Origin of the sequence: Xanthomonas floridensis, from assembly GCF_001642575.1 — a bacterium.
GTDB classification, from domain to species: domain Bacteria; phylum Pseudomonadota; class Gammaproteobacteria; order Xanthomonadales; family Xanthomonadaceae; genus Xanthomonas; species Xanthomonas floridensis.
In genome coordinates this window covers 48,362-71,899 of the sequence record NZ_LXNG01000008.1, presented here as the reverse complement: position 1 = coordinate 71,899, position 23,538 = coordinate 48,362, and the positions used below count along the sequence as shown (strand labels likewise).

20 protein-coding genes and 1 pseudogene are annotated in these 23,538 nt (G+C 65.5%); 14 read left to right on the top strand and 7 right to left on the bottom strand.

What is annotated here, in order from left to right; all coding sequences use genetic code 11:
• The first annotated feature begins 77 nt into the window (after positions 1-77).
• The gene (locus tag A7D17_RS05420; RefSeq protein WP_064508164.1) at positions 78-638 is read left to right on the top strand and encodes a hypothetical protein; all 561 of its coding nucleotides are present in this window, start codon (positions 78-80) and stop codon (positions 636-638) included.
• A gap of 479 nt (positions 639-1,117) precedes the next feature.
• On the opposite strand, the pseudogene A7D17_RS22620 reads toward A7D17_RS05420, so the two are convergent.
• A pseudogene (locus A7D17_RS22620) lies at positions 1,118-1,404 on the bottom strand (CRISPR-associated endonuclease Cas3''); the annotation flags it as partial.
• Between the two features lie 181 nt (positions 1,405-1,585).
• Complete coding sequence (locus tag A7D17_RS05415; RefSeq protein ID WP_064508163.1) at positions 1,586-3,301, bottom strand: SWIM zinc finger family protein; 1,716 nt, start codon at positions 3,299-3,301, stop codon at positions 1,586-1,588.
• Positions 3,302-3,503: 202 nt separating this feature from the next.
• Between A7D17_RS05415 and A7D17_RS05410 the strand changes: the two genes are divergently transcribed.
• A complete protein-coding gene (locus A7D17_RS05410) occupies positions 3,504-5,735 on the top strand; it encodes an NADP-dependent isocitrate dehydrogenase (protein WP_064508162.1) in 2,232 nt (743 codons plus the stop codon).
• A 78-nt stretch (positions 5,736-5,813) separates the two neighbouring features.
• Here the strand turns inward: A7D17_RS05410 and A7D17_RS05405 are convergent, their stop codons facing one another.
• Positions 5,814-6,059 (bottom strand): hypothetical protein, encoded by a 246-nt coding sequence (locus A7D17_RS05405; RefSeq protein ID WP_064508161.1) that lies wholly within the window; start codon positions 6,057-6,059, stop codon positions 5,814-5,816.
• Positions 6,060-6,161: 102 nt separating this feature from the next.
• Between A7D17_RS05405 and A7D17_RS05400 the strand changes: the two genes are divergently transcribed.
• The 3 genes from A7D17_RS05400 to A7D17_RS05390 all read left to right on the top strand — a co-directional run bounded on the left by A7D17_RS05400 (position 6,162) and on the right by A7D17_RS05390 (position 9,921).
• The gene (locus tag A7D17_RS05400; RefSeq protein WP_064508160.1) at positions 6,162-7,124 is read left to right on the top strand and encodes a LysR substrate-binding domain-containing protein; all 963 of its coding nucleotides are present in this window, start codon (positions 6,162-6,164) and stop codon (positions 7,122-7,124) included.
• Positions 7,121-8,860, top strand: a complete 1,740-nt coding sequence (gene aceK, locus A7D17_RS05395; protein WP_064508159.1) for a bifunctional isocitrate dehydrogenase kinase/phosphatase — start codon at positions 7,121-7,123, stop codon at positions 8,858-8,860. The genes A7D17_RS05400 and aceK overlap by 4 nt, the downstream gene beginning before the upstream one ends.
• A 191-nt stretch (positions 8,861-9,051) precedes the next feature.
• Complete coding sequence (locus A7D17_RS05390; protein WP_064508158.1) at positions 9,052-9,921, top strand: energy transducer TonB; 870 nt, start codon at positions 9,052-9,054, stop codon at positions 9,919-9,921.
• Positions 9,922-10,151: 230 nt separating this feature from the next.
• Here the strand turns inward: A7D17_RS05390 and rho are convergent, their stop codons facing one another.
• A complete protein-coding gene (gene rho / locus A7D17_RS05385) occupies positions 10,152-12,011 on the bottom strand; it encodes a transcription termination factor Rho (RefSeq protein ID WP_064508157.1) in 1,860 nt (619 codons plus the stop codon).
• A 218-nt stretch (positions 12,012-12,229) separates the two neighbouring features.
• Entirely contained in the window at positions 12,230-12,571 is a 342-nt protein-coding gene (gene trxA / locus A7D17_RS05380) for a thioredoxin TrxA (RefSeq protein WP_064508156.1), read from the bottom strand.
• A gap of 197 nt (positions 12,572-12,768) precedes the next feature.
• On the opposite strand from trxA, the gene rhlB reads away from it, so the two are divergent.
• The 6 genes from rhlB to rpoH all read left to right on the top strand — a co-directional run bounded on the left by rhlB (position 12,769) and on the right by rpoH (position 18,843).
• Complete coding sequence (gene rhlB, locus A7D17_RS05375) at positions 12,769-14,487, top strand: ATP-dependent RNA helicase RhlB (RefSeq protein WP_064508155.1); 1,719 nt, start codon at positions 12,769-12,771, stop codon at positions 14,485-14,487.
• Positions 14,488-14,562: 75 nt separating this feature from the next.
• A complete protein-coding gene (gene ftsE / locus A7D17_RS05370) occupies positions 14,563-15,249 on the top strand; it encodes a cell division ATP-binding protein FtsE (RefSeq protein ID WP_046964288.1) in 687 nt (228 codons plus the stop codon).
• Positions 15,246-16,196, top strand: coding sequence for a permease-like cell division protein FtsX (ftsX, locus tag A7D17_RS05365; RefSeq protein WP_064508154.1), 951 nt, complete (start codon positions 15,246-15,248; stop codon positions 16,194-16,196). Before ftsE ends, ftsX begins: the two co-directional genes overlap by 4 nt.
• Positions 16,197-16,204: 8 nt before the next feature.
• Positions 16,205-17,047, top strand: a complete 843-nt coding sequence (locus A7D17_RS05360) for a response regulator (protein WP_064508153.1) — start codon at positions 16,205-16,207, stop codon at positions 17,045-17,047.
• Positions 17,044-17,769 carry a uracil-DNA glycosylase gene (gene ung, locus A7D17_RS05355; protein ID WP_064508152.1) on the top strand — a complete coding sequence of 242 codons (726 nt, stop codon included), beginning with the start codon at positions 17,044-17,046 and terminating at the stop codon, positions 17,767-17,769. The genes A7D17_RS05360 and ung overlap by 4 nt, the downstream gene beginning before the upstream one ends.
• Before the next feature lie 198 nt (positions 17,770-17,967).
• Positions 17,968-18,843, top strand: a complete 876-nt coding sequence (gene rpoH / locus A7D17_RS05350) for an RNA polymerase sigma factor RpoH (RefSeq protein ID WP_064508151.1) — start codon at positions 17,968-17,970, stop codon at positions 18,841-18,843.
• Between the two features lie 395 nt (positions 18,844-19,238).
• Here the strand turns inward: rpoH and A7D17_RS05345 are convergent, their stop codons facing one another.
• The gene (locus A7D17_RS05345) at positions 19,239-19,853 is read right to left on the bottom strand and encodes a trimeric intracellular cation channel family protein (protein WP_064508150.1); all 615 of its coding nucleotides are present in this window, start codon (positions 19,851-19,853) and stop codon (positions 19,239-19,241) included.
• A gap of 52 nt (positions 19,854-19,905) precedes the next feature.
• On the bottom strand, positions 19,906-21,198 hold the full coding sequence (locus tag A7D17_RS05340; RefSeq protein ID WP_064508149.1) for an NAD(P)/FAD-dependent oxidoreductase: 1,293 nt from the start codon (positions 21,196-21,198) through the stop codon (positions 19,906-19,908).
• Positions 21,199-21,317: 119 nt separating this feature from the next.
• Here A7D17_RS05340 and A7D17_RS05335 point away from each other — a divergent pair, with 119 nt between their 5' ends.
• The 3 genes from A7D17_RS05335 to A7D17_RS05325 are packed head-to-tail and all read left to right on the top strand — an operon-like array spanning position 21,318 to position 23,409.
• A complete protein-coding gene (locus A7D17_RS05335) occupies positions 21,318-21,932 on the top strand; it encodes a hypothetical protein (protein ID WP_064508208.1) in 615 nt (204 codons plus the stop codon).
• Entirely contained in the window at positions 21,929-22,759 is an 831-nt protein-coding gene (locus A7D17_RS05330) for an NYN domain-containing protein (RefSeq protein ID WP_064508148.1), read from the top strand. Before A7D17_RS05335 ends, A7D17_RS05330 begins: the two co-directional genes overlap by 4 nt.
• Positions 22,756-23,409: a glutathione S-transferase family protein gene (locus A7D17_RS05325; protein WP_064508147.1), complete on the top strand. Its 654-nt coding sequence runs from the start codon at positions 22,756-22,758 to the stop codon at positions 23,407-23,409. The genes A7D17_RS05330 and A7D17_RS05325 overlap by 4 nt, the downstream gene beginning before the upstream one ends.
• The last annotated feature ends 129 nt before the right edge of the window (positions 23,410-23,538 follow it).

Sequence of the window (23,538 nt, the reverse complement as noted above, 5' to 3'; positions counted from 1 at the left end):
CGCGCCCGGAACACCGTAGCGCAATGCACGGCGTCTCACTCAATCGTTTGATCCATTCGCCATCCGGAGATCGATCCATGCGTACCAAAGCCGTTTCCAGCACCCTGGTTCTCGCCTTGGCCGGCGTCCTGGCCTTGTCGGGTTGCCGCAAGGAAGCCAACGACGATTCCAATGTCGCCAAGGATCCGACCTCCGGCGCGGCAACCGACGCCATGCCAGGCCCGGCGGCCACACCGCCGGCCAGCGATCAGGCCGCGCAAGGCACCGCCACGGGCGCTGCCAGCACTGACAGCGCGGCAATGGCTGGTGCCGGCGTCACCGTGTCCAGCGTTGCGGTTGGCACGGTTGCCGCTGCGGACAAGACGGTGACGCCGTCAGCCAGCATCGGTAGCAAGGACACCATCATCGTGTCGATCAAGACCGATGGCAGTGCGAGCAATGTGCCGGTCTCGGCCAAGCTCACCTACCAGGATGGTCAGGTTGCCGGCGAGCAGAACGCCACGCTGACCACCACGTTCGCAGAAACCACCAACCTGAGCTTCAGCAAGCCCGACGGCTGGCCGGCCGGCACCTATACTGCGCAGGTCATGGTCGACGGCAAGCCTGCGGGTACGCCGCAAACCATCACCGTCAAGTAGATGATATCCAGGCGTGGACGGGTGGCGTTCAATCTTCTAACCCACAGACGCGATGACCCGCGCCACACGTAGAACTCCGGCATATGCCAACCTGCGCTGGTCAGCGGACGGCAGGCACCGCAAGAAGTGGTACGCCTCATAATGCATTTTCAACCCAGCGCCCGCGAGGGCGCTGGGGGTAGTTCGGCGCATCGCACATGCTGGGCGGCTCATTTCTACCCACGCGCGCACGCGGGCACGATTCATAAAGAGTCGTGTGCATGACTTCGCTCTGAGTTCCACCCGCGTGGTTATGAAGACGCGACCGCGTCGGGCAAAACGTAAGGCAGCGGGTTTATGTTGCTTCTATCCACGCGCGCGTGAGGGCGCGGAAGCTGCACATGAGCTTCGTGCGCAACATCGAACACAGTTTTCAATCCAGGCGCCCGTGAGGGCGTGACCCCGTTAGCATCAGTGTTTGCCTTCGTTGCTAGAACATGGGCAATTGCACGCGTGAGCAGGGTGCCGGCGGTGCCGTAGCGCTCGCAAGCGATTCGGGCGCCCCAGGTCGCATGGTCGACACGGTCCAAGTTACCTTTCAGCCGCCCCTGAAACGTCTGTGTGTACTTGCCAAGGTCGTGCAGTTGTCCGGCCAGCCTGGCTAGACGTTGGCCTCCAGACGGTGCGGCATTGCTGGCGACACGTACGCCGACGCAAGTAGGTGATCGCCCAGCCGTTGCCAATCGCTGCGATCCTGCCGCTTGGTCGAATGCGCAAAGAATTCCATGGCGTTGTTCCATTTGGGGCCCTGGTGAGAGCGGGTCGATGCTGGCTGCCCCTGCAGCGGAGCGTCTGCATCGCGTCGCCGCTGTGTATCAGCACGGTTTCTACCGCTGCGCGCCGCATCCGTTTGCAGAGTGCGACTGCCCGGTCTCGCGACTGTCCATCATTAAAAAGATGTGCATCGCCTAGGGTGCCGGAAACCGTTTGTGCAGTAGCTCGATGAACGTGCGTTTGACGCGGTATTGCTGGCGCAAGCGGGCAAGTTCGGCGTCGAATGCGGCATGACCCCGCCCGCCCTGTTGCTGGTAAAGGCGCTGCAGCGTGGAAAGCAGCCCGATCGCCGCCACGTAGCCCTGGCGATCGGTACGTTCGATGTGCATGCCGATCACAGCATGGCAAATCCGAAGCGCAGCGGCCGGGTCGCACGTCTCGGCCGCCGGCAGCAATTGCTCCCAGGTACCCAATGGGAGCTTGCGTGTCTGGTCGGCTGCCGTTTGCAGCGCGCGCTTGTTCTGGCCTTCGGCTAGCAGCAGGCGGATGCGGGTATCGTGCGCCTGGATGTAGCGCGGCACTGATTCCGTGTCGAGCGCCTGCAAGGCACGGTCGCGCCATGGCTCCCAAGGACCCAGCAGCAGTGCGACCTCGCGCAAGGCCAGATAGCTTTTCTCTGAAGGGCTGAGCAGGTAGATCTTCCAGCGCAACTGCAGTGCATCTTCGGGAAAACTATCGCGCAGATAGGCGGCTGCCAGCTCAGCCAGCAGACGGGTGTCCTGCGGATCAACCTTGATGCCGCGCTCTAGCCAATCCAAGGCCTGCCGCTGGCGACCGTGCTCGCTGCAGCGTCGCGCCATCTCCAGATGCTCCCAGCCACTGCTGCAGGTGCGGGCGAACGCCTCCAGCATGGCATCCACGCTTCCGCCGCAGCGCGCGGTCTCTTCGAGCAGGGCTTCGGCCAACAGACGTCGGGTATGGCCGCGGCCTTCCTGCTGCAGAACCTTCAGCGCCGCATGTTGCAACCGGCCGATGTCGGCAGGGCTCAGTAGCGGGGCGTAGTCCGACAACGGCCGCAGCAGGCTCCATTGATCGAGCATCCGCAGTGCGAGCAGGCGCTCGCACAGTGTGTCCGTGCCAGCCGCCTGTACGGCCTGCAGATGCGCACGGCCCAGGGCGTGCAGACGCGCACCCAGATCGCCGCGTGAGTCGTCGACGTCTTCGTAAATCGTCAGCAACCGCGTGAACGCATATTCGTGCAGCTCCAGCGCCGCCACCGGATCGCGCTGCCGGGCTTGCTCCAGCAGCGAAGGCAATACCGCCAGCTGCTTGCTGTAGGCAATGGTGGCACTCCAGTCCATGAAGCGCTTGCGGCCGAGCAGGCTTGAGATCGCCTTGCGCCAGTCCTGCAGTGGTGCGATCGCCAGTTGCGCCTGGCTCAATAAGCGCTTGCGCAGTTGGGTGTCGCTGTCGGCGAGCTCCAGGATCAGCACCTGCAGAGCCTGTTGTGTTTGTGTAGACAACCATTGCCTTAGCACCTGCTCGGGCGAGTCGTTGGCCTGGGCAACGGGCGCACCGCGCTTGCCACGTTTGGAAGCAGGAGCAGGAGCAGGAGCAGGAGCGGTGGCGCGAGCCCAGATGATTGCAACTGCAACCTGGTGTTTGCAGAAATCCCCGCACTGACCGATGGGGCAGTCGCACTGTCCATGCAACGCACCATCGCGCCAGGCCAACTCCACGGTGTAATCCTCGCTGCCGCGGACCTGCGCGCTGACGCGCGTAGATTCCACCGCTTCCAGCGTCACCCGCTTCTGATCGGCGTAGGCCAGACCGCGTGCGTAATACGTGGGCGTAGTGATGCGCAGCAGGAGGGCCTGGTCGAGATCGGCGGCGGAAAAAACGGTCGTCATGCGGCTAGTGTGCCGAAAATTGACCCATGCCGAGAGCCCGCAGGGGGCGGTACTGCGGACTTTTGCCAGAACACGGCAGACACGCGACAATCTGCGACCCGACGCATCGGAGGCGATCCCGGTGCGGCCCGATGCCGCCTGCCACGTGTCCTGCTGGACAGTGGCAGGCTGTTTCCTTATCCCCCGAGGTCATTTCGCGCCCATGTCCAAGACACCCAAGATCCTCTACACGCTCACCGACGAAGCTCCCTTCCTGGCCACGCAGTCGCTGCTGCCGATCATCGATGCCTACACCGATACCGCCGGGATCGTGGTCGAAACGCGCGATATCTCGCTCGCCGGCCGCATCCTTGCGCTGTTTCCCGAGAGCCTGAGCGAGGAGCAGAAGATCGCCGACGACCTCGCCGAACTGGGCGAGCTGGCCACCACGCCGGAAGCCAACATCATCAAGCTGCCCAACATCAGCGCTTCGGTACCGCAGCTCAAGGCCGCGATCAAGGAGCTGCAGGGACAGGGCTATGCCTTGCCGGCGTATCCGGACGAGCCTAAGGATGCTGCCGAAAAAGACATCAAGGCGCGCTACGACAAGGTCAAGGGCAGTGCGGTGAACCCGGTGCTGCGCGAAGGCAATTCCGATCGCCGCGCACCGCTGTCGGTCAAGAACTACGCACGCAAGCATCCGCACCGCATGGGCAAGTGGAGCAGCGAGTCCAAGTCGCACGTGGCGCACATGGACGCCGGCGACTTCTTCGGTAGCGAGCAGTCCACCACGCTGGCCGACGCCGGTACGCTGAAGATCGAATTCGTCGGTGCCGATGGCAGCAGCAACGTGCTCAAGGACAAGATCGCGGTAAAGGCTGGCGAGATCGTCGACGCCGCCGTGCTGAGCAAGCGCGCGCTGGCCAGCTTCATCGACGCGCAGATCGCCGATGCCAAGGCCAACGGCGTGCTGTTTTCGGTGCATCTGAAAGCCACCATGATGAAGGTCTCCGACCCGGTGTTGTTCGGTGTGGTGGTCGGTGAGTTCTACAAGGACACGCTGAGCAAGCACGCCGAGGCATTGAAGTCGGTGGGCTTTGACCCGAACAACGGCATCGGCGACCTGTACGCCCGCATCGGCACCTTGCCGGAAGCGCAGCAGGCGCAGATCAAGGCCGATATCCAGGCCGAGTACGCGCAGCGTCCGGGCCTGGCGATGGTCAACTCCGACAAGGGCATCACCAGCCTGCATGTGCCCAGCGACGTGATCGTCGACGCCTCGATGCCGGCGATGATCCGCGACTCCGGCCAGATGTGGAATGCCGACGGCAAGCTGCAGGACACCAAGGCAGTGATTCCGGACCGTTGCTATGCCGGCGTGTATCAAGCGGTGATCGACGACTGCCGCACGCATGGCGCCTTCGACCCGGCCACCATGGGCTCGGTGCCCAACGTCGGCCTGATGGCGCAGAAGGCCGAAGAATATGGCTCGCACGACAAGACCTTCCAGATGCCTGCCGCCGGCACCGTCAAGGTCACCGACGACAACGGCAAGACGGTGTTCGAACACGCGGTGGAAGCCGGCGATCTGTGGCGCATGTGCCAGGTCAAGGACGCGCCGATCCAGGACTGGGTGAAGCTGGCGGTCGAGCGCGCACGTCTGAGCGACACCCCGGCCGTGTTCTGGCTGGACAAGGCGCGCGCGCATGACGCGCAGGTGATCGCCAAGGTCGAGAAATACCTGAAGGATCACGACACCAGCGGTCTGGATATCCGCATCCTGCCGCCGGTGGAGGCCACCACCTTCTCGCTGGAGCGCATCCGCAAGGGCCAGGACACCATCTCGGTCACCGGCAACGTGCTGCGCGACTACCTCACCGACCTGTTCCCGATCATGGAGCTGGGCACCAGCGCCAAGATGCTTTCCATCGTGCCGCTGATGGCCGGCGGCGGCCTGTTCGAAACCGGTGCCGGCGGCTCGGCGCCCAAGCACGTGCAGCAGTTCGTCGAAGAGAACTGCCTGCGCTGGGATTCGCTGGGCGAATTCCTGGCGCTGGCCGCGTCGCTGGAGCATCTGGGCAACCGCTACAACAACCCGTCGGCCACGGTGCTGGCCAAGGCGCTGGACGTGGCCAATGGCCAGTTCCTGGACAACAATAAGTCGCCGGCGCGCAAGGTGGGCGAACTCGACAACCGCGGCAGCCATTTCTATCTGGCGATGTACTGGGCGCAGGCCCTGGCCGCGCAGACCGAGGACACCGCATTGCAGGCCAAGTTCGCACCGCTGGCCAAGGCGCTGACCGAGAACGAAGCCACCATCGTGGCCGAGCTCAACGGTGCGCAAGGCAAGCCGGTGGAGATCGGTGGCTACTACCACCCGGACCTGGCCAAGGTCAGCGAGGCGATGCGCCCGAGCAAGACCTTCAATGACGTGCTGGCCACGCTGAAGGCCTGACCCCGCGCACCGCGTGCCGGTGCGTCCAGTCGGTACGATCGTCAGGGCCCGCCTCGCCAACAGGCGGGCCTTGTCGTTTCAGCGAAAGGGCGACAGTGCGGTCATCGCCTGTACCAAGTGGCGCGCACGCCGCGCCATGCGTTTCTCAGCGCGCCGTCGAGGCGCAGCCTTGCTTGTTTCCGTCCCGCTTTGCGCAGTTTCGGCCGGCTCGGGTGTGGCGTCCGTCGCCACATCCGCCGCGATCTCCGGTTCTGCCAACTGCCTTGCAAGCGCCACATCGGCAATGTGTCCGTGCTGGAACAGCAGCTCGGTAAAGATGCGCATGATCCTGCTCCCACTTGAGTGGAAGCCACAGTAGGCGCAGGCTTGGCCAGGCAAAAGCGAGGGTTTTGCAAGTCTGTGTTGAATTCCATTCAAGGGTGAGCCATGTCGCGTCCGCCGCTTCACGCATTGCAGGGCTTCGTCAGTGCGGTGCGCCTGGGCAATCTCTCGCGCGCTGCCGCGTCGATGCATCTGACCGTCAGTGCACTCAGTCACCAGGTACGTGCACTCGAACAACGCCTGGGCTATCGGTTGCTGCAGCGGCACGCGCGCGGCGTCAGCGCCACGCCGCAGGGGCAGCAATTGCTCGAGCGCATCGCCCCGCATCTGGATGCGATCGCAGACGCATTCCAGCCGTTCGCTGCACGCCGCGAGGACACGCTTACCCTGAGCATTACGCCGTCGATGGCCTCGGCGTGGCTGGTTCCGCGCCTGAGCGATTTTCTGGCAGCCCATCCCACCATCGAGATCAATCTGTTTTCCAGCGAGCGATTGGTGGATTTCGAGCGCCAGCCACAGGTGGATGCGGCCATGCGCATCGGTGCCGGACAGTGGCCGGGCGTGATCGCCGAACCGTTGTTCGACGAATGGCTGGTGCCGATGGCGAGCCCGGCGCTGATCGCACGCATGGGCGGCATCGATGCGCAGCCGCTGCAGCGATGGCCGCTGCTGGGCGACCCGGATGGCGACTGGCCGCGCTGGTTTGCGACCTTCGGAGGCGAACCGCCGCGACGGTATGCTGCGGTGCTCGACGAATCCGAATCCCATCACCGTGCCGCGCTGGATGGCGTCGGGGTTGCGATGGGGCGGGTGACCCGAGCGCGCCTGTTGCTGGCATCCGGCCAGCTGGTGGCGCTGTCGGCGCAACGGCTCAAGACCACCTGGTCGCATTACCTGGTCTACCCGCAGCGTTCGGCCACGCACACCGGTTTTCTTGCGTTTCGCCAGTGGCTCAAGGCACAGGCGCGCGAACATGCCGAGCACGCCCAGCAGACGATGGCCGCACCGTCTGCCTTACTGCCGCCCACCACGCATCGCCGCAAGCGCGCAAGGACACTGCCGCCATGAACCAGCTGCCGTTACCGCCCCAATCCGAGCGCCGCGCGCTGGCGATCGCCCACGCCGTGTACGAAGCATTCGAGGATTATCACGCGCGGTTTTCCGAGATCACCGCGCGCGCCAAGCAGCGCTTCGAAATGCGCGACTGGAGCGGCGCGCGCGACGATGCCGTCGCACGGATCGCGCTCTACGATCAGTACATCAGCGAATGCATGCTGCGCCTGCGTGCCGTGTTGCTGGGGCAGGCGCATGACCGCGCGTTGTGGATGCGCGCACGCAGTCATTACGCCGCGTTGCTGGCCGGGTTGATCGATCAGGAGTTGTACAAGACCTTCTACAACACGCTGACGCGGCGTTACTTCGGCACCCACGGCGTGGATGCCGATATCGAGTTCATCGCGCTGGATATCGAACCCACCGACGCCATCACCGTGCCGGTGGCGCGGCATACCTATGCCGTGTCGCCAGGTCGGCTGACAGACATGCTGGTGCGCGTGCTGGGCGATTACGCATTCGCGGTGCCGTATGCGCACCGCACCCGCTGCGCGGCGGCCATTGCGGTACGTCTGCTCGACGACCTGGCGCATTGGGGCGAGCACCCGGTGCGCAGCGTCGAATTGCTGGAGACGGTGTTCTATCGCGAACGTCGCGCCTATCTGGTCGGGCGCGTGTTCGGCGAGCACCGGTTTTCGCCGTGCGTCATCGCATTGATCAACGACGATGCCGGCTTGCGCGCCGAGGCGGTGTTGACCAAGCGCAGCGATGTCGCGCAACTGTTCAGCAATTCGCGCAGTTATTTTCAAGCCGACCTGTCGACGGTGGGCGATGCGGTGGTATTCCTGCGCAGCCTGCTGACCCACAAGCCGGTCGATGAGCTGTACACCATGCTCGGCCGCGCCAAGCAGGGCAAGACCGAGCGTTATCGCACGTTTTTCAGCCATTTCCAGGCGCAGCCGTCCGAGCAGCTGGTGCATGCCGATGGCACGCCTGGCATGGTCATGGTGGTGTTTACGCTGCCCAGCTATCCGCTGGTGTTCAAGCTCATTCGCGACCGTTTCGCCTACCCCAAGACCATGAGCCGCGCGCAGGTGGAGGGCAAGTACGAACTGGTGTTCCAGTTGGATCGCATCGGCCGGCTGCTCGACGCGCAGCCGTATCGTTTCCTGCGCTTTCCCAAATCGCGCTTTTCGCCGGCGCTGCTGCAGGAACTGCAGACCAGCTGCGCGATGAGCCTGAGCGAGGATGGCGAGGATGTCTTGATCGCGCTGTGCTACGTGCAACGGCGCCTGCGTCCGCTCAACTTGTACCTGCGCGAACAACTGCCCGAGGCCGCGCATGCGGCCGCGCTGGACTATGGCCAGGCGATCAAGGACATGGCGCGCAACAACATCTTTCCCGGCGACATGCTGCTGAAGAACTTCGGGATCACCCGGCATCAGCGTGCGGTGTTCTACGACTACGACGAGTTGTGTCTGATCACCGAATGCACCTTTCGCGACTGGCCCACGCCCACCACCTACGAAGAACAGATGGCCGCCGAACCCTGGTTCCATGTCGGCCCACGCGACGTCTTCCCCGAGCGCTTCGCACTGTTCATGGGTCTGCCGTCCTCGCAACTGGAAGCGGTCAAGCACATCCACCCGGAACTGTTCGACCCACAATGGTGGCGCGATCTACAGGCGCGCCTGCGCGAAGACGATTACCCGGACACGCCGCCGTATGCAGAATCGCGGCGGCTGGCGTAGCGGTGATGGGCGCTGGACGACGCAGCCGCATGGCGGGGCACTCGCAGGATCGGTAGGCGCGTTCGCGAGCACCGTAATGCGAGCGCTGCGGACTGCCCAACGCTCGCAACAGCGCAGCGTTGGCCAGTGCGAACATTTCGTTTCCGCCCACACACTGGTACAACAGTCACTCACATCGAAGGAGTGCGGCAATGCAGTGGAAGCAACGGGTCGGGTTGGGTGTCGCGTTGGGGCTGGCAGTGATGGGCGGTGCCCCCGCCAAGTCCGCTTCGGTGCGCCAGCAGATCGAAGCGAGCATGAATGTCAGTGGCGAGCTGACCCTGACCCCGGCTGGCGCGGTCACCGAGGTCAAACTTGAGGACGAACAACGACTGCCTGCCGTCGTGCGCGAGAAGGTCAAGCAGTCGGTTGCGTCATGGCGCTTCGATCCGGTCAAGGACGATGGCACGGCGCTGCCGACGCAGTTGCCGATGAGTCTGCTGCTGGTCGCCAGGCCGGTCGACGACAATCAATATCAGGTGTCGATCCGCAGCGCGCATTTTGGCGGTCAGGCCGAGCAGGGTGATGCCGCACAGGCCAAGGACATGGCGCCACCGCCTTACCCGGTCAATGCTTTCAGGGGCGGGGCCACCGGCGTGGTCTATCTGTTGCTCAAGATCGGACGCGACGGCAAGGTGGAGGATGTGGTTGCCGAACAGGTCAACCTCACCGCACTGGTTCCCGAGTCCAAGCGTGCGCGCTGGCGCAAGGAATTTGCCGATGCCTCGATGGCCAAGGCGCGCAGCTGGACGTTTACCCCGCCCACGGCCGGGCCCGAGCGCAATGCGCCGTTCTGGGAGATGCGCGTGCCGGTGACGTTCGACATCGCCGCGTCCGAGAAGGACCTGGATGCCAAGCAGAAAAAATGGCAGTCGTATCTGCCGGGTCCGCGCCAGAGCGCGTCCTGGAGCACGCAACGCTCTGCTGCTACGACCGACAGCCCGGATGCCTTGCCGGGCTCGGGCCTGTTCTCGCTGCATGGCGAAGGCGTGCGCCTGATGACGCCGCTGCAGGAAGGTTAAACGCACTACCACGGATGCAAGCGCGCACGCCCTGCGCAGGGTGTGGCCGGGCGCGCCGCTTTTGCCGGCACTGCGAAAGCAGCGCGCCAAGGCGCCTAGATGGGCCGAGTCCATCGATCAGGTGCCTGGCAACGCAGATCCATCGAAGCGATGCCTGCATCTCGGTCAACTGGCCCACAAAAAAAGCCCCGCAATGCGGGGCTTTTGTCTCTCGATGAAGCCGGCCGACCTCAGCGCTTCATCGAACTGAAGAACTCGTCGTTGGACTTGGTGGTCTTCATCTTGTCCAGCAGGAATTCCATCGCTGCGATTTCGTCCATCGGGTGCAGCAGCTTGCGCAGGATCCAGATCTTCTGCAGCAGCTCCGGCTCGATCAACAGATCTTCGCGACGCGTGCCCGAGCGGTTGATGTCGATCGCAGGATACACACGCTTTTCGGTGATGCGACGGTTCAAATGCACTTCGCTGTTGCCGGTGCCCTTGAACTCTTCGTAGATCACCTCGTCCATCTTGCTGCCGGTCTCGACCAGCGCCGTGGCGATGATGGTCAGCGAGCCGCCTTCTTCCACGTTACGCGCCGCGCCGAAGAAGCGCTTCGGACGGTGCAGCGCATTGGCGTCCACACCACCGGTAAGCACCTTGCCGGAGCTGGGCACCACGTTGTTGTAGGCACGTGCCAGGCGGGTGATCGAGTCGAGCAGGATCACCACGTCCTTCTTGTGCTCGACCAGGCGCTTGGCCCGTTCGATCACCATCTCGGCGACCTGCACGTGGCGTGCGGCCGGCTCGTCGAACGTGGAGGAGATGACCTCACCGCGCACGGTGCGCTGCATTTCGGTCACTTCTTCCGGGCGCTCGTCGATCAGCAGCACGATCATGTGCACTTCGGGATGATTGGTGGTGATGGCCGTGGCCACCTGCTGCATCATCATCGTCTTACCGGCCTTGGGCGGGGAGACGATCAGCGCGCGCTGACCCTTGCCCTGCGGCGCCATCAGATCCAGGATGCGGCCGGTGATGTCCTCGGTGGACCCATCGCCACGTTCCAGACGGAACCGGCGACGCGGGAACAGCGGGGTCAGGTTCTCGAACAGCACCTTGTTCTTGCTGGCTTCCAGCGGCTCACCGTTGATGGTGTCCACGATCGACAACGCGAAATAGCGTTCGCCGTCCTTGGGGAAGCGGATGCGGCCGGACAAATGGTCGCCGGTGCGCAGGTTGAAGCGGCGGATCTGGCTGGGCGAGATATAGGTATCGTCCGGGCCGGCCAGGTAGCTGGCTTCGGCGGCACGCAGGAAACCGAAGCCGTCCGGCAGGATTTCCAGCACGCCGTCGGCGGCAACGCCTTCGCCGTGACGGGTCAGCACCTTGAGCAGGGCAAAGATCACGTCCTGCTTGCGCGCGCGCGCCACGCCTTCCTGGATGTTGAGCTGATCGGCGATGTCCAGCAGCTTCTGCGCCGGCATCCGCTTGAGGTCGCTCAGCGAATAGACCGGGAAACCTTCCGGCACGGCCGGATGCGGACGCGCCACGAATGGTTCGTTGCTGCCATCGGAGGACGGCATGCCGCCGCCTTCATTGCCGAAGCGGTCGCGCGGCCCGCGGTCACGGCGGTTGCGGAACCGGTCGCGGCGATTGCCTTGCTGGTTCTGCCCCTGGCCTTGCTGGTTCTGGCCGCCGTTCTGGCCCTGACCCTGCTGCTGGCCCTGACCTTGGTTCTGGCCCTGGCTTTGCGCCTGATTCTGGTTCTGCTGTTGCTGCGCCTGATTGAAGCGCTGCTGCTGCGACTGGCCGCCCTCGCCGCGGGACTCGCCCTGGCTGTCGCCGCCCTGGTGGGCGCTGGGAGCGCTGCTGCTGGCAGCGGCGCCATCGCTGGACGTCTGCGCCGGTGCCGAGTCGGCAGCGTGCGACGGTGCCTGCGGGGCGCGGGGTGCGTCGGGTGCGGGGCTGGCGGGCAAGGGCAGGTTGGGTTGCTGCGTGCCGGCATCGTCATGGGCGACGGCGGTCTTGCTCACGCGCGGCTTGCGCACGCGCTTCTCGACGGGAGCGTCGACGCTGCTCCCGGTATCGGAGGAAGGGTGATCGGACAAGTGCGTGATTCCTCGCTAAGGTGCGAGCGCCCAGCTAGGGGGCGAACTATTGGTAGATGGGAGTCTAGAAGAGTTTCTAGAGGGGGACGGCGGCGCACGAACGTGTGCCGGACCAACTGACACTATCACCGCGGTGCGTGACCGCGCAAGCGTCTGCCATGGCAGGATTTAACTGCTGGCGAACCGCGCAGGCGTCCATTGCTGGACGCCTACCCAACTCAGGCGGCCGCGCCACCCAGGGTCTTGTCGATCATCTGGGTCAGCTGGCCCTTGCCAACCGCCCCGATCTGGCTGGCCCGGACCTCACCGTCCTTGAACAACAGCAGCATCGGGATCGAACGGACGTGATACTTGATGGCCAGGGCGCGGTTCTGGTCCACATTGACCTTGGCAACCTTGAGCCTGCCCTGGTACGTATCGGCCAGATCGTCCAGCACCGGGGCGATCATCTTGCACGGGCCGCACCATTCGGCCCAGAAATCCACCAGAACCGGTTCGCCGGATTGCAGTACAGCTGTCTCGAAATCGGCATCGCCGACATGTTGAACCTTGTCGCTCACGTTGGGTCTCCTGGAAACCAAACGGCCCACCCGATCGGGCAGGCCGCCACATTGCGTTAAACTGGGGCATTGCGCGACTGAATCAAGTGTCAGTCCTGAAGCCGCGCTGTCCGCCACAAGAGCCGCAGTTTGCGACGCTGTCGGCATCGATGCAAGCCGCGCCCGGGCTGCCCAGGGCGCCTCACGAAGACGGAATAATGAGCGACAAACCGCTGACCGATTTGACTTTTTCCTCGTTCGACCTGCATCCGGCGCTAATCGCCGGGCTGGAGAGCGCCGGGTTTACCCGTTGTACCCCGATCCAGGCGCTGACCCTGCCGGTCGCGTTGCCGGGCGGCGATGTCGCCGGCCAGGCCCAGACCGGCACCGGCAAGACGCTGGCGTTCCTGGTGGCGGTGATGAACCGCCTGCTGATCCGCCCGGCCCTGGCCGACCGCAAGCCGGAAGACCCGCGCGCGCTGATCCTGGCGCCCACCCGCGAGCTGGCGATCCAGATCCACAAGGACGCGGTCAAGTTCGGCGCCGACCTGGGCCTGCGCTTTGCGCTGGTCTATGGCGGGGTGGACTACGACAAGCAGCGCGAACTGCTGCAGCAGGGTGTGGACGTGATCATCGCCACCCCGGGCCGGCTGATCGACTACGTCAAGCAGCACAAGGTGGTCTCGCTGCATGCCTGCGAGATCTGCGTGCTGGACGAAGCCGACCGCATGTTCGACCTGGGCTTCATCAAGGACATCCGCTTCCTGCTGCGGCGCATGCCCGAGCGCGGCACCCGGCAGACGCTGCTGTTCTCGGCCACGCTGAGCCACCGCGTGCTGGAGCTGGCCTACGAGCATATGAACGAGCCGGAGAAGCTCGTGGTCGAAACCGAGACCATCACTGCCGCACGCGTGCGCCAGCGCATCTATTTCCCGTCCGACGAAGAAAAGCAGACGCTGCTGCTCGGCCTGCTGTCGCGCAGCGAAGGCGCGCGCACCATGGTGTTCGTCAACACCAAGGCGTTCGTCGAGCGCGTGGCGCGCACCCTGGAGCGCCACGGTTACCGGGTTGGCGTGCTGTCTGGCGACGTGCCGCAGAAAAAGCGCGAGTCGCTGCTCAACCGCTTCCAAAAGGGCCAGCTCGAAATCCTGGTGGCCACCGACGTGGCCGCGCGCGGCCTGCATATCGACGGGGTCAAGTACGTCTACAACTACGACCTGCCGTTCGACGCGGAAGACTACGTGCACCGCATCGGCCGCACCGCGCGCCTGGGCGAAGAGGGCGATGCAATCAGCTTCGCCTGCGAGCGCTATGCGATGAGCCTGCCGGACATCGAGGCCTACATCGAGCAAAAGATCCCGGTCGAGCCGGTGACCTCTGAGCTGCTGACCCCGCTGCCGCGCACACCGCGCACGCCAGTGGAAGGCGAGGAGGTCGACGACGACGCTGGCGACAGCGTGGGCACGATCTTCCGCGAAGCGCGCGAGCAGCGCGCCGCCGACGAGGCCCGCCGTGGCGGCGGCCGCAGCGGTCCGGGCGGTGGCGGGTCGCGCAGTGGTAGCGGTGGCGGTCGTCGTGACGGCGGCAGTGCCGATGGCAAGCCGCGTCCGCGCCGCAAGCCGCGTGTGGAGGGCGAGGCGCCGGTTGCAGCGGCTGCATCGGTTCCGCCGGTGGTTGCCGACGCGGCAACCGTTGCCCCGTCCATCCAGGTCGATGGCGAGCGTGCACCGCGCAAGCGGCGGCGTCGCCGCAACGGTCGGCCGGTCGAAGGTGGCGAGCCGGTCGTGGCATCCACACCGGTGCCGGCACCCGCCGCGCCGCGCAAGCCCACCCAGGTGGTCGCCAAGCCGGTGCGTGCCGCGGCCAAGCCAGCCGGCAGCCCGTCGTTGCTGAGCCGGATCGGGCGCCGCCTGCGTTCGCTGGTGTCGGGCAACTGACGTCCGGGCGAAGCAATCGCATCGCCGGTGTTCGGCGATGCGACGCAAGCGCTGGCGCTCCGGCATAATCGCTGGATGACCGTTCTGCGTTTCGACAACGTCAGCAAGCACTACGCCGGGGGCCACCAGGCGCTGACCGATGTCAGCTTCGAAGTGGCCGATGGCGAGATGCTGTTCGTGACCGGCCACTCCGGCGCTGGCAAAAGTACGTTGCTCAAATTGATCCACCTCAGCGAGCGGCCCAGCCAGGGCGCGGTGGTGCTGGGCGAGCGCAACCTGCTCAAGGTGCGTGGCCGTCAGATTCCGCTGCATCGTCGCCAGGTGGGTGCGGTCTATCAGGACCATCGCTTGCTCAACGACCGCAGCATTGCCGAGAACGTGGCATTGCCGTTGATCCTGCGCGGCACGCGCCGTGCCGAGATCGGCAAGCGCGTGCGCTCGGCGCTGGAGCGGATCGGCCTGGCCCACCGCGAAAAAGCCCTGCCGTCGCAGCTGTCGGCGGGCGAGCAGCAGCGCGTTGGCATCGCCCGTGCCATCGTCGGCGAGCCGCGGTTGCTGGTGGCCGACGAACCCACCGGCAACCTCGACCCGGCCCTGGCCGCGGAGATCATGCAGTTGTTCGCCGAACTGCCTGCGCGCGGCACCAGCGTGCTGGTGGTCAGCCACGATCTGGCGCTGCTCAAGCAGATGCGCAAGCGCGTGCTGATCCTGGATCACGGCCGCCTGGTCGACGACATCTCGCCGCAGGATCTGGCCGAATGAGCAAGCTCGCCAATACCGAAGCCGTGGCGCCCTCGCGCTTTGGGGTGTGGATCGACCACCACCTGCACAGCATCGCCTTCAGCCTGGGCCGTGCGATGCGCAAGCCGTGGGCCACGTTGCTGACCATCGTGGTGATGGCCCTGGCGCTGGCACTGCCACTGGGGCTGTCGATCGCGCTGGACAACGTCAAGCTGCTGGCCGGCAGCGTGCAGCAGTCGCGCGAGATCAATCTGTTCCTGAAGGTCGATGTCGCCGCCGATGCGGCGCAGGCGCTGGCGGGCGAGCTGCGTGCACGCCCGGATGTCGCCAAGGTCACGCTGCGCACGCCGGAGCAGGGCTTGGCCGAGCTGCGCGAGAGCGCCAAGCTCGATGAAGCGGCCGATGCCCTGGGCGACAACCCGCTGCCCACCTTGTTGATCGTCACTCCCGCCGATGCGACCGACGACGCGCAGCTGGCCAATGCGCTGCAGGCGCTGCCGCAAACCGATCAGGTGCAGCACGACGCGCTATGGCGCAAGCGCCTGGATGGCTGGTTGCACTTCGGCGAGCGCCTGGTGCAGGTGTTGTCGGCCCTGCTTGGCATCGGCGCGGTACTGGTGGTCGGCAACACCGTGCGGCTGGACATCCAGTCGCGGCGCGAGGAAATCGGCGTGCTGCAACTGCTCGGCGCCAGCGATGGCTTCATCCGTCGCCCGTTCCTGTATCTGGGCGCCTGGTACGGCCTGGGCGCCGGCGCGGTCGCGCTTGCTCTGATCGCTGCCTCGGGCCTGGCATTGCGTACGCCGTTGGCGACATTGGCCGACAGTTACGGCAGTTCTTTTACCCTGCACGGGCTGGATCTGTTGCATTCTGCGATGGTGCTGGTCGGCACCTTAGTCCTGGGGTGGTTGGGTGCCTGGCTGGTGACCGGCCACTTCCTCCGCCAGACCCGTCCCACCGAGACCTGAGGCCTGCCATGCATCCACCAGATCTCAAACACCTGATCAGCGACGCACCGCGTGTGATGGTCGTCGATGGCTCGAAGCTGGTGCGCAAGCTCATTGCCGACGTGCTCAAGCGCGATCTGCCCAATGTGCAGGTGATCGGCTGCGCCAGCATTGCCGAAGCGCGCGACGCGCTGGAAGCCGGCGCCATGGATCTGGTCACCACCTCGCTGTCGTTGCCCGATGGCGATGGCCTGGCGCTGGCGCGCAGCGTGCGCGAAGCCGCCGGCCAGGCGTATGTGCCGGTGATCGTGGTGTCCGGCGATGCGCAACAGCATCTGGTCGAACGCCGCTTCACCGAATACGTCACCGACTATTTCGACAAGGCGCTGGGCCACGAAGCCCTGGCCACCTTCATCCGCGGCTACGTGCAGCCCGAGCCGGTGGTGGGCGCCACCGTGCTGTACATCGAGGACAGCCGCGTGGTGGCCGAGGCGACCAAGCGCATGCTGGAGCGCCAGAGCCTGAAAGTGGTGCATGTGCTCACCGCCGAGGACGCATTCGCGCTGCTCACCGCCGAATCGCTGGGCCGGACCGAGCGCCGCATCGACGTGGTGCTGACCGACGTCACCCTCAAGGGCGAGCTCAATGGACGCGATGTGGTCGAACGCATCCGTATCGACTTCGCCTACGGCAAGCGCCGCCTGCCGGTGCTGGTGATGACCGGCGACACCAACCCGCGCAACCAGTCCGAGCTGCTGCGCGCCGGTGCCAACGATCTGGTGCAAAAGCCCATCGAAGAGCGCCTGCTGGTGACCAAGGTGCTGTTCCAGCTGCGCCTGGCACGCCTGGAAGACCAGGCCGTGATGCTATGACCGAAGGGGAGGGACGCATCCAGCTGGAACCGTCGTGGAAGGCAACGGTGGGTGATTGGTTGCTGCGCCCGGAGATGCAGGAGTTGTCTGCGTTCCTGCGCCAGCGCAAGGCCGCCGGCGCGCGGGTGTTCCCGCCCGGTCCGCAGATCTTTGCCGCCTTCGATGCCACTCCGTTCGAGCAGGTCAAGGTGGTGATCCTGGGGCAGGACCCGTATCACGGCGAGGGCCAGGCGCATGGGCTGTGCTTTTCGGTGTTGCCGGGCGTGCCGGTGCCGCCGTCGCTGCTCAATATTTACAAAGAAATCCAGGACGATCTGGGCATCCCGCGTCCCGATCATGGCTATCTGATGCCGTGGGCGCGCCAGGGCGTGCTGCTGCTCAACGCAGTGCTGACGGTGGAGCAGGGCCGGGCTGGCGCGCACCAGAACAAGGGCTGGGAAGGCTTCACCGACCACGTGGTGGAAACCCTCAACCGCGAGCGGGAGGGCCTGGTGTTCCTGCTGTGGGGCAGTTACGCACAGTCCAAGGGCAAGGTCATCGACCAGGCCCGGCACCGCGTGTTCAAGGCCCCGCATCCTTCACCATTGTCGGCGCACCGCGGTTTCCTGGGGTGCAAGCATTTCTCCAGGACCAATGAGCATCTGCAGCGCCGTGGTCTGGGCCCGATCGACTGGTCGCTGCCGCCCCGCAACGCCCTGGACACAACCTCGGCCGCCGGCTGAACAGCCCCGACGCCAGGCCTGTTGGCGGCAGCTTTGTCACGGTCTGCGCAGGGTGTCGGTGGTAGCGTAGTGATCGAAATCGGGGAGCTCTACGGTAGAACGCCGTCAGGATCTCAAGCCCGAATGTCCTATGAATGGAACGCTGGGAACTCTTTCTATACCCGGCAGTCCAATAGTTCGACTGCTAAGATGGTGCCTATGAACCAGACTACTTCGACTGCCCTTGTGGCAAACAATCTCCCGATTCCCAGTGCGCTCGGTTCGCTGGACGCCTACATCGGTGCCGTGCACCAGATCCCGGTGCTGTCGGTCGATGAGGAGCAGAATCTGGCCCGCCGTTTCCGCGACGAGCTGGATCTGGACGCGGCGCGTGAATTGGTCCATTCCCACCTGCGCTTCGTGGTGCATGTGGCTCGCGGCTACAACGGCTACGGCCTGCCGCTGGGCGACCTGATCCAGGAAGGCAATATCGGCCTGATGAAGGCGGTCAAGCGCTTCGACCCGGACATGGGCGTGCGCCTGGTCAGCTTCGCGGTGCACTGGATCCGTGCCGAAATGCACGAGTTCATCCTGAAGAACTGGCGCATCGTCAAGGTCGCCACGACCAAGGCGCAGCGCAAGCTGTTCTTCAACCTGCGCAAGTCCAAGACCCGCCTGGGCTGGCTCAATGCGTCCGAAGTGACTGCGGTCGCCAAGGACCTGAATGTCTCCGAGCGTGAAGTCATGGAGATGGAGTCGCGCCTGTCCGGCCGCGATATCGGATTCGATGCCTCCTCCGACGAGGACGACGACCATGGCCCGCCGTCGCCGGTGAGCTACCTGGTGGCCAACGAGGAAGATCCCTCGCAGGCCTACGAGCGGCACGACAGCGAAGACAACCAGCTGCAATTGCTGCGCGAAGGCATGGCCGGCCTGGACACACGCTCGCGCGACATCGTCAAGCGTCGCTGGCTGGATTCGGAGTCCAAGGTGACGCTGCAGGAGCTGGCCGACGAATACGGCGTATCGGCCGAGCGCATCCGTCAGATCGAGGCGAATGCGCTGAAGAAGATGAAGGCGCTGTTTGTCGCCTGATTGTTCGATCACGCCATCACTGCTGCACAAACGGCCCGGTTTTCCGGGCCGTTTGCGTCTGCGGCGTCGGTCATGCGTTGAGCAAGAAGGCGCGTGGTTGGTTCGCCGGTTTGCTGTCGTAGTGCGGCATGTGCGCCTGGCTGCACGCAAGGAAGGGTTGGCTTGGTGCCGACATGGATGGCCAATGGCAGGCATGGCGGCGGGTGCTTAGCGCAATCGCGAGCGCTCCCGTTGTGCAGGCGGCGGCAACGCGCAGCGAGTCGTCGTGGGTCAGTGTGGCGTCGCAGTGGTCACCCGAGCAGACGATCTGTCTATGTCCAGCGCGGGCTACGCCCAGCTGGCGGCCACGCAGAGTGGCTGGTTGCGCTTGATCGCCATGCCCCGCGACCGCCTGACTAGTCCGGCAGGCGCGCGACAGGCAAATGCCAGCCGTAGCGAATCGCCATGAAACGCAGGCCGAAACACACGCCGGCGCCGCTGGCCAGCGACCAGGCCTGCGGTACGCCGAGCACATGCCCGATCGCCACCAGCCCGCCACCGGCGAGCGCGGCCACCGCATACAGTTCGGCCTGCAACACGACCGGCGTGCGTGCGACCAGCAGGTCGCGCGCGATGCCGCCGCCGATACCGCTGAGCATGCCCAGCAAGGTCGCGCTCAGCGGGCTGAGGTGGTAATCCAGCGCCTTGCTGGTGCCGTAGACCGCAAACAGCGCCAGCCCCGCTGCATCGAAGATCTGCACCGGGTTGCGCAGGCGCTCCACCGCCGCATGCCAGTAGAAGCCGGCAACGCCGGCCAGGCAGGCGGTGAGCAGGTACTGCGGCTGTACCAGTGCGGCCGGCGGGGTGGCCCCGATCAACACATCGCGCACGATGCCGCCGGACACCGCGGCCGCACACGACAGCACCAGCACGCCGAACAGGTCCAGGCGATTGCGCACCGCCACCGTCGCGCCGCTCAGGGCGAACACGAAGGTGCCGAGCAGATCCAGCAGGAACAGGACAGTCGCCACGGTCAGGCCGTCAAATCAGGCCGCACAGCATCGCGTACCGCGCGGGCCGCTGTCACCCGTCCTTGCTGTTGGGCGGCGGGTCGTCGGTGGCGCCGCCGAAGATGATGCGCGCGGCGCGCTGGTAGCTCCAGTACGCCATCGCCCAGTTCACCAGCACCACGAAGCGGTTGCGGAAGCCGATCAGGAAGTAGACGTGCGCGGCCAGCCAGAACCACCACGCCACGATGCCCGACAGCTTGAGCTTGCCTACGTGCACGATGGCCGCCATGCGACCGATGGTGGCCAGGTTGCCGAAGTCCTGGTACTGGAACGCGGCTGCCGCCTGGCCGCGCTGACGTGCACGGATCGCCTTGGCGATGTGCTTGCCCATCTGCTTGGCTGCCGGCGCCACGCCCGGCACCGGGCGACCGTCCTGCTGCACCGATGCCAGATCGCCGCCGACGAAGATGTCCGGATGGCCGGGCACGCTCAGGTCCGGCTCCACCAGCACCCGGCCGGCGCGGTCCAGCGGCACGCCCAGCGTGCGCGCCAGCGGCGAGGCCGCCACGCCCGCGGCCCACACCACGGTGCGCGCGGGCACGAAGGTCTCGCCGAGCTGGTAGCCCAGCGCATCGATATGCGTCACCGGGGTGCCGGTGTGCACTTCCACGCCCAGACGTTCCAGCTGCTTGCGCGCCTTGGCGGTGAGGTCGTCCGGGAACGAGGGCAGCACGCGCGGTCCGGCTTCGACCAGGCGCACCCGCGCCTGCCGCGGGTCGATATGGCGGAACTCGTTCTTGAGCGTGTGGCGGGCGATTTCGGCCAGGGTGCCGGCCAGTTCCACGCCGGTGGGGCCGCCGCCGACCACCGCAAAGCTGAGCCATGCGGCGCGTGCGGCGGGATCGGTTTCGGCTTCGGCGCGCTCGAAGGCCAGTAGCAGCTTGCGGCGCAGCACCAGCGCGTCGTACAGCGTCTTCAACCCGGGCGCGTGCTCGGCCCACTGGTCGTTGCCGAAGTAGGCATGGGTGGCCCCGGTGGCGAGCAGCAGCAGGTCGTAACCGACCGTCTTGCCGTCGGCCAGTCCCACCTCGCGGCGGCCGGGCGCGATTTCGACCACATCGCCGAGTTGCACTTCGACATTGCGCTGCTGGCGCAGGATGTGCCGCAGCGGCGCGGCGATGTCCGGCGCCGACAGGCCGGCGGTGGCCACCTGGTACAGCAGCGGCTGGAACAGATGGTGGTTCTGGCGGTCGATCAGGGTGATGCGGATGCCGGGATCGTCGAGCGCGCGGGTCGCCCACAAACCGGCAAAACCGCCACCTACCACGACCAGATGCAGCGGAGCGGGGGAGGGGTGAGAGGTCATCGTAGAAGTCCGATGGAATGCGACGCGGGCCCGACAGCATGCCAAAGTGCCAATGAACATGACGCGTGGGCGCAGCGCGCCTGCGGCATCATGTTGCATCCATCTTCGACGGTCTTCGCATGTCTTCGTTCCCACCGCCCTTGCCCCCGCTGCCGACTGCGCCGGCGCCCACTGCCGCACCGATCGCCCCTGCGGCACCAGCGGCCCGGAAGCCGCTCAGCGGCGTGGCCATCGGCCTGATCGGCATCCTCGCCTGCGCGAGTCTGTTCGGAGTGGTGGTGCTGGCCGCGGCCATGTGGCTGGTCAATACGGGCTGGTCGGTGTTTACCGACCAGGCGCGCAGCGCGCTGCAGGACGATGCAGTGGTGCAGGAACATATCGGCCAGATCCGCAGCATGCGGGTGGATCTGGTGCGCACGGGAATGGCACCGGGCGGCGAAGAGTTCGTGTTCGATGTGGAAGGCGACCGCGGCGCCGGTCGCGTCAAGGCAACCTGGGTCAGTGCCGGCGCCGATCAGGAGATCCTGAGCGATGGGGTGCTCACCCTGCGCGATGGCACCGAGTACACCTTGCCGGCTGCAGAGGCGGCAGAAGAGGCCACGCTCGATGCCGATGCCGATGCCGATGCCGACGCCGACGCCGAGACAGAACCAGATCTGGAAATGGACACCGAGACCGCAACCGAAACCGAAACCGCAACCGAAACCGTCACCGACGCTGCAGTGGAGCATTGAGCATGACCGACAATCCCGACAAGCGGATCGCCTTGCTGATCGACGCCGACAACGCGCCTGCCGGCAAGATCGATGTGGTGCTGGCGGAAGTGGCACGCTACGGCGTGGCCAACGTGCGCCGCGCCTACGGCAACTGGAAGAGCCCGCACCTGAAGGGCTGGGAAGCGGCGTTGCACGATTATGCAATCCGGCCGATCCAGCAGTTTGCCTATAGTTCGGGCAAGAACGCCTCGGACATGGCCATGGTGATCGACGCGATGGACCTGTTGTACGCGCGCAACCTCGACGGGTTTGCCATCGTCTCCAGCGATGCGGACTTCACCCCGTTGGTGATGCGCCTGCTGACCGATGGCATGAAGGTGTATGGCTTTGGAGAGAAAAAGACGCCGGCACCGTTCGTCAATGCCTGCTCCAAATTCACCTACGTGGAAGCACTGGGCGAGCAGGCCGCTGCAGCCAGCGACACTGCTGCCGGGCGCAAGGACGCGACTGCGTTGCGCAGCGACACGCGGCTGGTGCAGATGCTGCGCAATGCCATCGTCAGCGCCTGCGAAGACGATGGCTGGGCGTTGCTGAGCGCGGTGGGCAAGCAGGTGGCCAACCAGGCCTCGTTCGATCCGCGCAACTACGGCTATCGCAAGCTCAGCGATCTGGTGCGCGCGATCGGCTTGTTCGAGATCAGGCAGGACGAACAGGCACTCTGGGTGCGCGATACGCCCAAGGGCAGCGGCAGTCGCGCGAAGACCGCAGCGCCTGCCGCAGCGGCGCCGTCGCCGGCCAACAAGCGCGCGGCGCGCGCACCCGCCAAGCCTGTTCCGGGGAAATGACGATGACGCATGCAGCCAGCGACACACCGCCGACGATCACTGTGTGGGGGCGGCGCAATTCCAGCAATGTACGCAAGGTGCTGTGGTGCGCCGAAGAAGCCGGCGTGGCCTATGCTTCGATCGAGGTGGGTGGCGCATTCGGTGGCAACACTACGCCCGAATATCGCGCACTGAACCCGAACGGGCTGGTGCCGACGCTGCAGGATGGCGCGCTGGTGTTGTGGGAATCCAATGCGATCGTGCGGTATCTGGCTGCGCAGTACGCACCCGCGCTGTATCCGGCATCGCCGGCCGAACGCGCGCTGGGCGACCGTTGGATGGACTGGACCACCTCCACGTTTGCCGGCGCTTTCCGAGATCTGTTCTGGGGCGTGTTGCGCACCCCCGAGCCCGAGCGCGATAGCGCGCGCATTGCCGCCGCGCTGGCGCAGTCGGGCGAGTTGCTGGCGCGCGTGGATGCGGCCCTGGCGCAGCAGCCGTACCTGTCCGGCGAGCAGTTCGCGATGGGCGATATTCCGCTCGGAAGTTTCATCTACGCCTGGTTCGAAATGCCGATCGACCGGCCCGAACTGCCGCATTTGCACCGGTGGTATCAGCGCCTGTGCGCGCGGCCGGCGTACCAGCGCGGCGTGATGACGGCGCTGACCTGAGTGTCGTGCCTGCGCTGAGGCCTGCGTGATGCATTGCAGGCACAGGCGCGCCGCGACCCAAATCGCCGCGACTGCAAATCAATGGGCCAGCACACCACGCGGCCTGATGGCTCGCGTTTGCTGCAGGAG

Excerpts from the sequence above, each read along its gene's own strand:
- ung (WP_064508152.1), top strand. The coding sequence starts at position 17,044 with ATGACCGAAGGGGAGGGACGCATCCAGCTGGAACCGTCGTGGAAGGCA.
- A7D17_RS05340 (WP_064508149.1), bottom strand. The coding sequence starts at position 21,198 with ATGACCTCTCACCCCTCCCCCGCTCCGCTGCATCTGGTCGTGGTAGGT.
- A7D17_RS05420 (WP_064508164.1), top strand. The coding sequence starts at position 78 with ATGCGTACCAAAGCCGTTTCCAGCACCCTGGTTCTCGCCTTGGCCGGC.
- A7D17_RS05405 (WP_064508161.1), bottom strand. The coding sequence starts at position 6,059 with ATGCGCATCTTTACCGAGCTGCTGTTCCAGCACGGACACATTGCCGAT.
- A7D17_RS05335 (WP_064508208.1), top strand. The coding sequence starts at position 21,318 with ATGTCTTCGTTCCCACCGCCCTTGCCCCCGCTGCCGACTGCGCCGGCG.
- rpoH (WP_064508151.1), top strand. The coding sequence starts at position 17,968 with ATGAACCAGACTACTTCGACTGCCCTTGTGGCAAACAATCTCCCGATT.
- A7D17_RS05325 (WP_064508147.1), top strand. The coding sequence starts at position 22,756 with ATGACGATGACGCATGCAGCCAGCGACACACCGCCGACGATCACTGTG.
- aceK (WP_064508159.1), top strand. The coding sequence starts at position 7,121 with ATGAACCAGCTGCCGTTACCGCCCCAATCCGAGCGCCGCGCGCTGGCG.
- A7D17_RS05360 (WP_064508153.1), top strand. The coding sequence starts at position 16,205 with ATGCATCCACCAGATCTCAAACACCTGATCAGCGACGCACCGCGTGTG.
- rhlB (WP_064508155.1), top strand. The coding sequence starts at position 12,769 with ATGAGCGACAAACCGCTGACCGATTTGACTTTTTCCTCGTTCGACCTG.
- A7D17_RS05390 (WP_064508158.1), top strand. The coding sequence starts at position 9,052 with ATGCAGTGGAAGCAACGGGTCGGGTTGGGTGTCGCGTTGGGGCTGGCA.
- A7D17_RS05400 (WP_064508160.1), top strand. The coding sequence starts at position 6,162 with ATGTCGCGTCCGCCGCTTCACGCATTGCAGGGCTTCGTCAGTGCGGTG.
- ftsE (WP_046964288.1), top strand. The coding sequence starts at position 14,563 with ATGACCGTTCTGCGTTTCGACAACGTCAGCAAGCACTACGCCGGGGGC.
- ftsX (WP_064508154.1), top strand. The coding sequence starts at position 15,246 with ATGAGCAAGCTCGCCAATACCGAAGCCGTGGCGCCCTCGCGCTTTGGG.
- A7D17_RS05415 (WP_064508163.1), bottom strand. The coding sequence starts at position 3,301 with ATGACGACCGTTTTTTCCGCCGCCGATCTCGACCAGGCCCTCCTGCTG.
- A7D17_RS05410 (WP_064508162.1), top strand. The coding sequence starts at position 3,504 with ATGTCCAAGACACCCAAGATCCTCTACACGCTCACCGACGAAGCTCCC.